10 protein-coding genes are annotated in these 13,009 nt (G+C 39.5%); 3 read left to right on the top strand and 7 right to left on the bottom strand.

Annotated features, from left to right (window positions below; translation table 11 throughout):
* Nucleotides 1–141: 141 nt before the first annotated feature.
* From ABI125_08825 to uvrA, 4 genes are all read right to left on the bottom strand, one after another.
* On the bottom strand, nt 142–2,880 hold the full coding sequence (locus ABI125_08825) for a metalloprotease (protein ID XCF04831.1): 2,739 nt from the start codon (nt 2,878–2,880) through the stop codon (nt 142–144).
* A 226-nt stretch (nt 2,881–3,106) separates the two neighbouring features.
* A complete protein-coding gene (locus ABI125_08830) occupies nt 3,107–3,796 on the bottom strand; it encodes a TIGR00730 family Rossman fold protein (GenBank protein XCF04832.1) in 690 nt (229 codons plus the stop codon).
* Between the two features lie 156 nt (nt 3,797–3,952).
* Complete coding sequence (locus ABI125_08835; GenBank protein ID XCF04833.1) at nt 3,953–4,120, bottom strand: lmo0937 family membrane protein; 168 nt, start codon at nt 4,118–4,120, stop codon at nt 3,953–3,955.
* A gap of 114 nt (nt 4,121–4,234) precedes the next feature.
* Nucleotides 4,235–7,066 (bottom strand): excinuclease ABC subunit UvrA, encoded by a 2,832-nt coding sequence (gene uvrA, locus ABI125_08840; protein ID XCF04834.1) that lies wholly within the window; start codon nt 7,064–7,066, stop codon nt 4,235–4,237.
* Nucleotides 7,067–7,178: 112 nt separating this feature from the next.
* Here uvrA and ABI125_08845 point away from each other — a divergent pair, with 112 nt between their 5' ends.
* A complete protein-coding gene (locus ABI125_08845) occupies nt 7,179–7,703 on the top strand; it encodes a hypothetical protein (GenBank protein XCF04835.1) in 525 nt (174 codons plus the stop codon).
* A gap of 145 nt (nt 7,704–7,848) precedes the next feature.
* Nucleotides 7,849–8,073, top strand: a complete 225-nt coding sequence (locus tag ABI125_08850; GenBank protein ID XCF04836.1) for a hypothetical protein — start codon at nt 7,849–7,851, stop codon at nt 8,071–8,073.
* A gap of 296 nt (nt 8,074–8,369) precedes the next feature.
* On the opposite strand, the gene ABI125_08855 is transcribed toward ABI125_08850, so the two are convergent.
* The 3 genes from ABI125_08855 to ABI125_08865 all read right to left on the bottom strand — a co-directional run bounded on the left by ABI125_08855 (nt 8,370) and on the right by ABI125_08865 (nt 11,452).
* Nucleotides 8,370–9,068 (bottom strand): hypothetical protein, encoded by a 699-nt coding sequence (locus tag ABI125_08855; GenBank protein ID XCF04837.1) that lies wholly within the window; start codon nt 9,066–9,068, stop codon nt 8,370–8,372.
* Nucleotides 9,069–9,164: 96 nt separating this feature from the next.
* Nucleotides 9,165–10,859 carry a gamma-glutamyltransferase gene (gene ggt / locus ABI125_08860; protein XCF04838.1) on the bottom strand — a complete coding sequence of 565 codons (1,695 nt, stop codon included), beginning with the start codon at nt 10,857–10,859 and terminating at the stop codon, nt 9,165–9,167.
* Nucleotides 10,856–11,452 (bottom strand): acyl carrier protein phosphodiesterase, encoded by a 597-nt coding sequence (locus ABI125_08865; GenBank protein ID XCF04839.1) that lies wholly within the window; start codon nt 11,450–11,452, stop codon nt 10,856–10,858. Before ABI125_08865 ends, ggt begins: the two co-directional genes overlap by 4 nt.
* An 86-nt stretch (nt 11,453–11,538) precedes the next feature.
* On the opposite strand from ABI125_08865, the gene glmM reads away from it, so the two are divergent.
* Nucleotides 11,539–12,927 carry a phosphoglucosamine mutase gene (gene glmM / locus ABI125_08870; protein XCF04840.1) on the top strand — a complete coding sequence of 463 codons (1,389 nt, stop codon included), beginning with the start codon at nt 11,539–11,541 and terminating at the stop codon, nt 12,925–12,927.
* The last annotated feature ends 82 nt before the right edge of the window (nt 12,928–13,009 follow it).

The following is a 13,009-nucleotide window of genomic DNA, read 5'->3' on the forward strand; positions in this document are numbered from 1 at the left end:
AAAGTAGGCAAATTTTACCTTTTTTGCAATTTTAGAGGCTGTTAAACCTATGTGAAATATATAAAAAAAATGCTGATTCGATGTTTGTATTGTTGAAAATTCATTTAAATCAGTTAAAAAATAAGAATAATTCAAAATAATTTAAAACCAACGTCGCCTAAACAGCCCTAAAAGCGATTGTGGATCGAGCGTGAATTTGAAGCGTATTTTCTGACTGTAGTGTGGTTGACCAACTTCCCAACCCAAATTGGAGTAAATGGGAAAATAGATTTCGAAATAATCGGTCACTAAATTAACACGGATGCCAGAGTCGTACACAAATGTAGAGGGATTGTGCCTACTTTTTACCAATCCTATGTCGCCATAGGCTAAAATATAATTCCAAATGGTTGTACTGGCGTTTAGCGTAGTCATCCATTGGTTGGCAAACGGGGTTTCCAGTTTCGATTTAAAACCTCCTTCTGCAGTAATGTATTGTTGACTGAAAATACCCGTGGCTTCCGATCGTCCCAAATAATTATAATCGAACAAATAATCGGTTGGACGATCTAATGCGAAACTAAAATAATTAGAACTCGGGTCGGTATTATTCTTTAAAAATGCTCCGGCAAACACTCGTAAATTTAGCTGCCTATTGCTTTCAAACAGTTTGCGGTATTCGTAATTAAACGACACTTTACTGAACTTTTTCCCCAATTGGAAATCGGTGTACCAACTACTGAAATTAATAAGGTTGTCGTTAGAATTGATGTAGCGCGCGTTGAAGACACTATAGTTGGGTTCGGTGGAAGTAAAAATGTTGTTTTCGTCCTTATCCCTTTTGATGTTTACATACCTAAACCGTAGCATATCGCGTTTGTTGGAGCGCAGGTCATCGCTTTCGCGGAACATAAATGTAAGCGACGGTGTAACCCGGGTAACGAATAAGTCTTCGGCATACGACGAATATCCGCCCACAATACCGTAATTCATATAATATAAATCGCTGTTTTCGAAATAATGGGTTTTTGATACCGAAGCCGAACCCGTCAAAGATTTGGACCCAAAGGAATACACCGGAGTGATTTTATAATTGAAAAGCTTTCTTAAAACGGTGGTGTTGTAGGCTTTTGCTCCCAAAGTTACCCCATCGTAAATGTTATTGAATTCTACAATAGGCATGAGGAACACCTGGTTGTAATACGGGTCTTCAATATCCTTAAACAACCTAAATTGTAAAGGTTTGTTGTTGAAAAAGAAGCCTTTTAGCGATTTCCAATTGTCACGTTGGTTAATTTCGGGTATGGTATTATCGTAATTTAAAACAAGTTTGTTGGCGCCCTCTCTGGGAAGCGTAATGGTTTTTTCTCCATCAATATTTTCAACCCAGGTTTTGTTTACTATTTGGTCGTTGTACAGGCTGTAAAGCGATACGGGCATATTGTTGTCCCGTTTATTTTTGATAGTTACCGTAATGGAATCTTCGGTTTTTATAACATCCTTGATTTTGAAATCTATCTTTTTACGCGTTTTTAAATAATCGTTGAAAAACCAATCGATGTTTTTATCGGTTTTCGATTTCATGTAACTTTCGAAAGCTTCAGCTGAAGTGTGTTCCAATTTGTTTTCAGCCAAAAAGGATTCCAAACTTAGTTTTACAATATCTTGATTTACAAAATCGTCGAGGTATTTCAGTCCAACGCCGGCCTTGTATTTATTCGCAATATTATGGTTGAATTTTAACAGCGAATCTTTTTGCATGGCCAAAGGTTGGTCGCGATTGGTGCGCGCCATGAGCATAAAGGCCAGTATGTATTTGTCGTTATACTTCATGTCGGCTGCATGAAACGCCCGAATCCCCCAAATATCAGCTATGTTACCTAAAAACTTCATGTTTGGGTAGTGCTGATCTACATAATTCATTAAATAATAAATTTGGATGCCGTCGAGTAACCACTGTTCTTTTCTGGGGTTTATCAACAAAGTGTTTTCCAAATAATTATGCAATACAATTTTTAAAAGCTTTAGTTCGTATTGAAAATGGCTAGGGTATGATTTTATAAAACTGGGAAGAAAATTGAGTCCGTAAATGGGGTCTTTATCGTTGTCTATTTTTGTTGCCAAAAGCCGTTTGTGCGGGTATTTTCCAAAATTATCGAAAATAAAATTCTTTATTTTTTCGGTAATCAAAACCTTATCGATAACCTCTAGGTCGTTGTCTTCAATGTTTGAAACGATGGCATAATCGTCGGCTTGGATGGTTTTAAATGTAGAATTCCGACTTAAAAACAGTTTGTTGTTCACCCAATCCTTACCTTCCAAAGATACAATTTGTCTGTTGGGCAGTTGTTCGATATGGCTGGTGTTGAGTTCGGTAGTTAAAACATAGCCGTTTGGGTGTTCAATTTCCAAAAATACATCCGCTTTAGGGATGTACAAATCATCCAAATCTTTGTTGCTATAATATTGCCATTCACCATCGTAAATTGCTGGTGTTATGTACCAATACCTTAAATTAAAATCGCCATCATCCGTAACGCCATAACTGGTGAATTTTGCGTTGGGCACTTGCACAATATATTCCAACTTGATGGTATACGAACCATTGGGTTTTGTGGGTTCGTTGAGCGCGACTTTTATAACGTCAATTTGATTTTTTAAGGGATGAAAATGTAATTCCTCTCCATTTTGTTTTATGGATGAGAGCACCGAAAACCCCCGATCTTCATTTTTTGCTAAATGAAAATCGTTTTTGTATTCATCGGCCATCCTAATGGCTAACTGGGTCTTTTTTGTGGAATAGCTGTTGCTCCAGTCGTTCAGGTAAATGGTTTCCAACGTTCTGTTGGTGGTATTGTGATAAACGATGGTTTGGGAAATCTTAATTTGCTTGTTGTCCACATCAAATACGGCTTTTAGGTCAATTTTATTTTGACTGAAGAAAATAAAGGGCATCAGCAAAAAAGAAACAAGACAAAAAAAGTGTATTTTCAATTTTTAAATAGCGTTAAAGGTTAGCAAATTCGCGCAAGGCGTTGCAAGATAATAAAATATATGTGGGCATAAGCAGTCCTATGTATTTATTATGCACGCATAAGTAAATAGTTCGGTAAAATTACTTTTAGGTTTAAAAATTCGGACTTAATCCCGAATGTTTGTAGAAATTATCAAGGATTTCAATTACTTCGTCTTCGGTGTCCACCAAATGTACGAGGTCTAAATCTGTAGCGCTAATATTTGAAAAAGTGTCCAACAAGGTGCTTTTTACCCAATCCATTAAGCCTTTCCAAAAATCGGTACCGACCAAAATGATTGGGAATTTCCCGATTTTATGTGTTTGAATGAGCGTTAAGGCTTCAAAAAATTCATCTAAAGTGCCGAAACCTCCAGGCATAACCACAAAGCCTTGCGAGTATTTTACAAACATCACCTTTCTAACGAAAAAGTAATCGAAATCTAAACTTTTATCTGGGTCAATGTATGGGTTGTCGTGTTGCTCAAAAGGCAAGTCTATGTTAAGACCCACTGAAGTGCCTCCACCCAAATGGGCGCCTTTGTTTCCGGCTTCCATAATACCGGGGCCACCGCCGGTAATAACGCCATAACCGGCCTCAACAATTTTTTGGGCAATGCTTTCGGCTAATTTGTAGTACTTCTGCTCGGGTTTGGTTCGCGCCGATCCAAAAATGGATACACAAGGACCAATTTTGCTCATTTTTTCGAATCCGTTAACAAATTCGCCCATAATTTTAAAAATGGCCCAAGAGTCGTTAGTTTTTATCTCGTTCCAACCTTTGTGGTGGTGCTCTTTTCTCATGCTTTTCTTTTAAATTATTTTCTTTTGAAAGGTGCAAAATAATATTAAAATATGAAACTTTAAAGGTTGGAGTCATGTTCAAATAATTAAAATTCACCCAATGGAAATAAAAAAGGCAAACCTGATGGTTTGCCTTTCAGATAAATTATTTTGTGTTTATAGTGGTTTCCTGCCGCTTATTATATTATAAAGAATAACAATTATTGCTATTACCAGCAATATGTGAATAAGGCTACTGGTACCCATACCAGGCGCGATACCTAATAAGCCCAATAACCATGCTATAATACAAATCACAGCTACTAACCAGAGAATACCTTTCATAATTAAAAAATTTATGGTTTATATGTTTTTAAATATACAAAAAAACCCACGAATTTTTTAGAATAATATTAATTGGGTTAAAGTCTTTAGGTTTTGAGCACATGGCACATTTTGCTACTTTAATTCCTTTTTCAAGAATTTGGCCGTATAGCTTTTTTCGTTTTTTATAATTTCTTCAGGAGTGCCTTCTGCAACAACTTTTCCACCGCCCTTTCCGCCTTCATAGCCAATATCGATAATGTGGTCAACGGTTTTAATAACATCGAGGTTGTGCTCAATTATTAGTACCGTGTTGCCTTTGTTCACCAATTTATTCAGCACTTGCATTAGCACCCTGATATCTTCAAAATGGAGTCCGGTAGTCGGCTCGTCTAAAATATAAAAGGTGTTCCCGGTATCGCGTTTGGAGAGTTCGGTGGCTAGTTTGATACGTTGCGCTTCACCGCCAGAAAGCGTGGTGCTTTGTTGCCCCAATGTGATATACCCCAAACCAACATCCTTGATGGTTTTTAGTTTTTTATGGATTTTCGGGATGTGCTCAAAAAAGTCAACGGCTTCATTAATAGTCATATCCAAAACATCGCTGATGGATTTGCCTTTGTACCGAATTTCTAGCGTTTCGCGATTAAAGCGCTTGCCTTGGCAGGTTTCGCAATCGACATAAACATCGGGCAGGAAATTCATTTCAATAACCCGTAAACCGGCGCCTTGGCAAGTTTCACAGCGACCGCCTTTTACGTTAAAGCTAAATCTTCCGGGTTTATAACCGCGAATCATGGCCTCGGGAATTTTTGCGAATAGGCTACGGATTTCATCAAAAGTTTTGGTGTAAGTTGCCGGATTACTTCGTGGCGTTCTTCCAATGGGTGATTGGTTGATGTCGATCACTTTGTCGATATGGTCCAAACCTTTTATGCTTTTGTAGGGCATCGGTTTTTTAACGCCATTGAAATAATGGGCATTTAAAATAGGGTAGAGGGTTTCGTTGATTAATGTGGATTTACCACTGCCTGAAACGCCAGTAACACCAATCATTTTTCCCAAAGGAAATTTTACAGATACATTTTTAAGGTTATTGCCTGTGCAGCCTTTCAGTTCTAAAAACTTGCCGTTGCCTTCACGTCGCTTTTTGGGTACTTCAATTTCTTTGTTACCGTTTAAGTAATCGGCAGTAAGCGTATTGTGACTTTTTAGCTCGTCCGGATTTCCGATACTGATAATATCACCACCGTGCTTACCGGCTTTGGGGCCGATATCAATCACGTAATCGGCACGTTCTATCATATCTTTATCGTGCTCCACAACGATTACCGAATTGCCAATATCACGAAGTGACACCAACGAATTAATCAGCTTTTCATTGTCACGTTGGTGCAAGCCAATACTCGGTTCATCTAAAATATAGAGCACGCCGACCAATTGCGAACCAATCTGCGTGGCCAACCGAATGCGCTGTGCCTCACCCCCAGAAAGGGATTTGGAGCTTCGGTTTAAGGATAGGTAATCCAAGCCTACGTCCAACAGAAACTGTAAACGTGCTTTGATTTCCTTTAAAATTTCTTCTGCAATTTTAAGTTGCTTTTCCGAAAGGTGCTGGTGCAAATTATTGAACCAATCGGCTAGTTCAACAATATCGGTATTGGCCAATTCGGCAATATTTTTTTCATTGACTTTAAAGTACAACGATTCTTTTCTTAAACGGGAACCTTCGCATACAGGGCATTTCACTTTATCCATATAATCTTTTGCCCAACGTTTTAACGAGGTCGATTCTGCCGTTTTATATTGGTTTTCAATAAAGTTGGCTACGCCTTCAAAGTCTATTTTATAATCGCGGGTAACGCCCAAGGTTTTACTTTCCACCGAAAATTTTTCGTTTCCGCCGTAAAGAATCATCTGTTTGGCTTCCTCGGGAATGTCTTTATAAGCATCTGAAAGACTGAAGCTAAAACGCTGTGCAATGGTATTCAGCTGCTTAAAAATCCAACTGTTTTTTTCAGGGCCGTGTGGCGCCAAAGCCCCATTTTTTATCGATAAATTTTCATTCGGAACAATCTTTTTTTCGTTGATTTGATAAAGTGTACCAATACCATTGCAATTGGGACAAGCACCTTTGGGTGAGTTGAACGAAAAGTTGTTCGGCTCTGGGTTGGGGTATGAAATTCCGCTTGACGGACACATTAAGTTCCGACTGAAATAACGGGCTTCGTTCGTATCTTGGTCAATTACCAAAAGCACATCGTCGCCGTGGTACATGGCTGTATTGATGGTTTCGGTAAGGCGTTTGTCGTTATCTACATCGTCGTTTATTACCAAACGGTCAATCACAATTTCTATGTCGTGGGTTTTGTAACGGTCCAGCTTCATGCCCTTTACAATATCACGGATTTCGCCATCGGTACGCACTTTAACGAAACCTTGTTTGGCGATTTGCTCGAACATTTCGCGGTAATGCCCTTTACGCGAGCGCACCACTGGCGCCAAAACATTTATGCGTTTGTCCTTAAAATCGCTGATTATGAGTTCCTTTATTTGCTCATCGCTGTAACTCACCATTTTTTCGCCAGTGTTGTAACTGTAAGCATCGCTCGCACGGGCAAAGAGGAGACGCAGAAAATCGTAAATTTCGGTAATGGTGCCAACGGTAGAACGTGGCGATTTACTGGTGGTTTTTTGCTCGATGGCAATTACGGGTGAAAGGCCGTCGATTTTATCCACATCAGGTCGCTCCAATCCACCCAAAAATTGTCGCGCATAGGCCGAAAACGTTTCAATGTAACGGCGCTGACCTTCGGCATAAATGGTGTCGAAGGCCAATGATGATTTTCCGCTGCCCGAAAGCCCCGTTATCACCACCAGTTTTTCACGCGGAATAGATACATCAATGTTTTTTAAGTTGTGCGCCCGTGCGCCCTTAACTTCAATAAAATCGGTAAATTCACTCATAAAATGGCAAAAGTGCAAAGGTACAATATTAGTTGTTAAATTGTTGTGAAGTTTTATTTCTGATTTCTTATAATTGTAGAAGAAACAACCATTTATACTAAAAAATATAGACATGAAAATATTAGGCATAGGCTCAAGGATTAATCACCCTGAATACGGAAAAGGTGTGGTAACCAATGTAACTTCTCAACACTATTGGGTCACTTTTATCGAAAACGGATTGGAAACCATTGATTTGGATAGTGATTTTGAAGTGATTGAAGCGGCCGATGGCGATGTGGATACCATTAGTTTTGCCGAAGTGGAAAGTAGCTTAGTGCAAATTCTAAAACGTTGGAGCGATGTGAGTGAAGTAGTGCCCATTGCCGATAAATATAAAGGCGGCACCATTATTTTACAACCAGCAGACGATAGCTTAAAACCTTATGAGTTGCCCATCGATAAGTTTTTCAATAAAATTATTATGGTGCGCGACCGACTGCGTGTTATGGAACAACGCATCAACGCTAGTGATTTGGATGAACAGCAAAAGGTGGATTTACAGCAATACATCACCCGAATTTACGGCAGTTTAACCAGTTTTAATGTGCTGTTTAAATCAAAGAGCCATCAGTTTGTGGGGCAACGGGGAAAATAGATTTGTTTTGGTGTTTTCTTTGTGAAATTTTGAAAGCCCAAAAAACACCAAAACTTTACAAGTGAAAACACATTATTGGGTGAGTTCAGTTAGGAATAAAGTTTGTGTATAAAAAGTTATCTTTGTTATAGTAAAAGTTAATATTATGAATATTGAAGCCACAAAATTAGAGTTGATGCATCTTTTACTGCAAACGCAAAAAGAAAGCCTGCTAAAAAAGCTAAAAGCCGTTTTTGAAGAAGAACAAGTGGATTGGTGGAATGATCTGTCCGAACATGAACAAAAAGAAGTTGAAACAGGTTTGAAGCAAGCAGAAAAAGGTAATTATGCCGAAAACGAAACTGTAATGAAACGGTTCGAAAAATGGTGATAAGAATTGTTTGGACACCCCAAGCAGAAAAAGGTTTGACACTGTATTAGAATATTTGGAAGAAGAATGGACAATAAATGAAATTTTAAATTTAGAGAAAAATTTAAAGGATTTTTTAGACCGAATAAGCAAATATCCCAAAATTTGTCCGCAAACATCAAAGTTTCAAAATGTACATAAAGGGCTCGTCGATAAGAATAATTATATCGTTTATAGAATTCAACCACAAAAATAATTGATAGAAATTATCAATTTTAGAGGAACAAAACAAAAACCTTTAGAGTAGAATTGGTATTTTATTCTTTCCCCTTAACACCATCAAGCTCCAAACCAAAAAACAAAAACTTATGGAAAGTTGGAAGTTGCGCACCACTTTCGGTGGTGGTCCAATCGCTCCAAGTGGCGCTAAGGCCGTCGATGGGCAAAATATCAACCCACATTTGAAAATGGGTCGGCATGCCGTTATCGTCCAAATGCCATAAATAGGAATCGCCAGGTGTAGAACCGCCCGTAGTGTAGGTAACTAACAACGCTTCTTTGTTGTTTTCAGTTTTTACAATGGTGCGTTTGGTGCCTTCGTCAAATACTTTGTAAGGTGCTACTAACCAAAACGAATCATTTTCAAAATAGCCAATGGCTTTGTTCCGTAAATCGGCCACCATATCGTTTTCACTTCTGAAATTATGGATAAACACTTCGCTTTTGGAATAGTCACTCAAATTAAGGACCACTTTGTTTTCTTTCCAATACACCGCACAGGTATTTTTTTCTTTGTTCCATTCGTAATGGCGTCTTTTTTTAAACGTCCATTCCAAATGACTGGTGTTTTTATAGGCTTCATAATTTAAGGCGTTCAACATTTTGTTTGCCAAGGCATCAGCTTGTGAACCTTCAATGCCAATAGGGAGGGGTTCGTCGTATTTAACATATAAATAACCGAAAAACAGTAAGCTGGGCAGTGTGAAAAAGATAACTACACCAGCAATAATTTTCAATGTTTTTTTTGTTTTTTTACCCATTATTCTTCTTCGATACTATAGTAAAAGAACGCCTAAATTATTAAATATGATACGTTAAGAAAAAGAAAATCGCTAAAAACCGATGGCTGTATCATCCCCTCGATAATCGGCACCACCCTCGTACGTGTCGTCCTCTAAAACCAGTATTCCATCGACACGCCCAATTACTGGGGCATGCTCTTCTTTAATGGAATACCCTTTTTCTTTGAGTTGTTCAATGATATTTTTGCTGAACGAATAGGGCTCCATCCGAATATAATCGGGCAGCCATTGGTGATGGAACCGAGGCGCATTAACGGCCTCTTGCATGCCCATGTCAAATTCGTGGACATTTAAAATGGTCTGCAACACCGAAGTGATGATGGTGGAGCCTCCAGGTGTGCCTACCGACATGTAAAACTTTCCGTTTTTTTCAACAATGGTGGGTGTCATGGCACTGAGCATGCGCTTTTCGGGAGCGATGCTGTTAGCTTCGGCACCAATTAACCCAAACATATTGGGATGGCCGGGTTTACTACTAAAATCGTCCATTTCGTTATTGAGGAAAAAACCAAGTTCGGGGCAATAGAGTTTTGAACCATAGGCCCCGTTCAGTGTCGTTGTTGCGGCTATGGCATTCCCAAAGGTGTCAACGATGGAGTAGTGGGTGGTTTCATCACTTTCAATAATTTCGATGTTGCCGTGTGAAATCGCTTTGGAATCGGTAGCTTTTTCAAATGAAAAATCGGCCATACGTTGGCTTAAATAGGATTCGTCAATCAAAGCTTTTTCAGGAATCTCAACAAAATCGGGGTCGCCCAAATAAAAGCTGCGGTCGGCAAATGCCCGTCTTTCGGCTTCGGTAATCACTTGAATGTATTTTAGTGAATTGTGATCGTATTCATCCAAGGGAAAAGGTTCCACCATTTTCATAATCTGTCCCAAACAAATACCGCCACTGGAGGGCGGGGGTACCGAATAAATGGTTAAATCGTCATAAGTAAAACGAATGCAGTTCCGCCATTTGGCTTCATATTTTTCTAGGTCTTCTAAGGTGATGATGCCTCCGTTTGCCCGAATAAAATGAACTAAAGTTTTGGCCGTTTCGCCTTTATAGAATTCATCACGACCGTTTTTTAAAATCCGTTCCAAAGTTTGAGCTAAAACGGGATATTTAATGGAGTCGTTAACTTTCCAATTTTTATCAAATGGAATGGAATCTGGGTTCACTTTTGGGAATAGTGGTTGGTATTCTTTTATTCTTTTGGACTGTTTTTCAGTAACAATAACACCTTTGTAAGCGAGGTCGATTACTGGTTTTAAAATGGTTTCCATGGGAAGCGACCCGAATTTTTCATGAACGGCAAACACGCCGGCCACCGTTCCGGGAACCCCCACAGCCATGGCGCCAAGTGTGCTTTTATCGTGAATGACGTTTCCGTTTTCATCCAAATACATATTTTTTGTGGCGGCCAAAGGGGCTTTTTCGCGGTAATCCAAAACGCCCGTTTCGCCGTTGGATTTTCTGTATACCATAAAACCGCCGCCGCCCAGATTGCCGGCATAGGGGTAGGCCACGGCCAAGGCCAGCTCGGTGGCTATCATGGCATCAAACGCATTGCCGCCCTGTTGCAATATATCAACCCCAATTTTGGAAGCCTCGGCCCGCGCCGATACTACCATGGCATGTTTTGCAATGACTCCTTTTTTGGGCTGGGTTTCAGGTTTCTTCTTGCAGGAAATGAAACAACATAAAATAGATAGAATCAGAAAGCAATATCGGGTCATAAAATCTCATTTAAATCGTGTAGTTTTTCTTTTGAAAACGCAATGAGTTCATCAAAAAACGTGGAGAATTCGCATTCAAATTCAGTATAAAACTCTTCCAGTTCTACAACAGCCTCATTCATGCCCGAACGGTGTTTGGTGCGTTGGTTCATGCCATCTAAAACTTTTGCTATGCCTTCAATCGATTTATAATTCAGCAACCAGTTATCGGCCAGCATGTACGGCATCATTTTTTGAATCCGAAGCGGAAGGATTTCATAATAGGTTTCCAAAGATTCGTAAAACGCCTCAACATATTCAGCCAAAGGAACGGCCGAATATTTATGCCAATTTTTGGCCAAAAAATGGTCGTACAGAATGTCTACAATAATCCCAGAATAATGTCCGTATTTACTGTGCAATCGCTTGGTGCTTTGCCTTACTGTTTCATGGGCATCGGTGTAAGTGTCTATAAAACGGTGCAGCAAAATGCCCACTTGAATGTTTTTGGGGTATTTTTTGTATTTTTTTCCTTTTATGCCATCTGCGATAAAATTTCCAATAGTCACTAAATCATTGTCACCAGAAAGGTAAATATGGGCAAGGTAGTTCATGGTTGAAATTTACGAATTCCATTTTAAGAAAACCCGTTTTGAAATGCTATATTTGTCTGGAAATTTTATAAACTAAAACTGACTTTATGACTCTTATAAAATCTATTTCGGGAATTCGAGGTACTATTGGCGGACAGGCCGGAGAAAATTTAACGCCCATCGATGCGGTAAAATTTGCCTCGGCTTATGGAGTTTGGCTGAAACAACAACGTGAAAAGGACAACCATAAAGTGGTGGTAGGCCGCGATGCCCGTATTTCAGGAAAAATGATTCAAAACCTGGTGATGAACACTTTGGTGGGAATGGGCATTGATGTGGTTGATGTGGGGCTATCTACAACGCCAACCGTTGAAGTGGCCGTACCTATGGAGCATGCCGATGGCGGAATTATTCTAACGGCCAGTCACAACCCAAAACAATGGAACGCCCTGAAACTTTTAAATGAAAAAGGCGAGTTTTTGGATGCGGTTGAAGGAGGGAAAATCCTTGAAATAGCTGAAAGTGGCGCTATAGATTTTGCCGATGTGGATAGTTTAGGAAAGGTTACCAAAAATAAAGCTTACATCGATTTGCATATTATTGAAGTGCTCGATTTGGATTTGGTAAGCGTAAAGGCTATTGAAGAAGCCAATTTCAGAGTGGTGGTTGATGGTGTAAATTCTACAGGAGGCATCGCTGTTCCGTTATTATTGGAGCGTTTAGGTGTGGAAGTGGTTAAAATCCACTGCGAGCCCAATGGCCACTTTCCACATAATCCAGAGCCTTTAAAGGAACATCTAACGGATTTATCGGAAGCCGTGAAAAAACATAAAGCTGATTTCGGAATTGTTGTGGATCCAGATGTAGACCGTTTGGCTTTTATGGATGAAAATGGTGAAATGTTTGGCGAAGAATATACCTTAGTGGCCTGTGCCGATTATGTTTTAAGCCGTACACCGGGCAATACGGTGAGCAATATGAGCTCCACGCGTGCCCTGCGAGACGTTACAGAAAAGCACGGTGGCACTTACGAAGCTAGTGCCGTTGGGGAGGTTAACGTAGTTAAGTTGATGAAGAAGAACAATGTGGTTATTGGTGGAGAAGGCAATGGCGGTATCATATATCCAGCGTCCCACTATGGGCGAGATGCCTTGGTAGGCGTGGCTTTGTTTTTAAGCCTATTGGCCGAAAAAAATATGAGTGTTAGCGAGCTAAGAAAAACTTACCCAAGCTATTTTATGGGTAAAAAGAAGATTGAGCTGACTCCCGGTTTGGATGTTGACGGTATTTTAAAAACCATTGAAGAACGCTACCAAAACGAAAAACTCACCACAATTGACGGCGTAAAAATCGATTTAGCCGAAAGTTGGGTGCATCTACGAAAAAGTAACACCGAACCCATTGTCAGAATTTATACTGAAGCGAAATCGCAAGACGAGGCCGATGCTTTGGCAGATAAATTTATTGCAGAGCTTGGAGAAATAGCCAATATTTAGAATAATATCTACAAGACTTGTTTAAAACAATATCTATAAAATCTGTTATTGTTTTTTTGAAAATTAATGTCATCCCGAAGTT

It is taken from the genome of Tamlana crocina (assembly GCA_040429635.1).
Lineage (GTDB): Bacteria > Bacteroidota > Bacteroidia > Flavobacteriales > Flavobacteriaceae > Flavisericum > Flavisericum crocinum.